This window comes from Campylobacter concisus, assembly GCF_002165815.1.
GTDB classification, from domain to species: Bacteria; Campylobacterota; Campylobacteria; order Campylobacterales; family Campylobacteraceae; genus Campylobacter_A; species Campylobacter_A concisus_BH.
The window spans coordinates 1-324 of record NZ_NDYN01000037.1; the positions used below are offsets into that span (position 1 = coordinate 1).

At 39.5% G+C, this 324-nt stretch carries 1 protein-coding gene; it reads left to right on the top strand.

Going from position 1 to position 324, the window contains the following annotated elements; all coding sequences use genetic code 11:
• Positions 1-324 (top strand): Ig-like domain-containing protein (locus B9N65_RS11120; protein ID WP_180385158.1); only part of this gene is annotated, 324 nt, incomplete at both ends.

Sequence of the window (324 nt, forward strand, 5' to 3'; positions counted from 1 at the left end):
TCAAGTAACAATCGACGAAATTTATGATGACGTAGATGGTGGTGTAGTAAATGGTGATGTTAAAAATGGTCTAACAAACGATAATCTACCAACATTCAAAGGTAGTGCAGCAGCTGGTGCAACAGTAGAAATTTATGAGAGCTTCTTAACAACTACAGAAAAAACTCTAGTTGGTAAAACAGTAGCTGACGCTAATGGCAAATGGAGCTTTACTCCAACTGAAGCTATGGGTGATGGCCTACACTACTTCGAAGCACATGCTACTGATAGCGCAGGTAATAAATCAATCACACCTAAGGTTGAACTAGATGTAGATGCAACAGC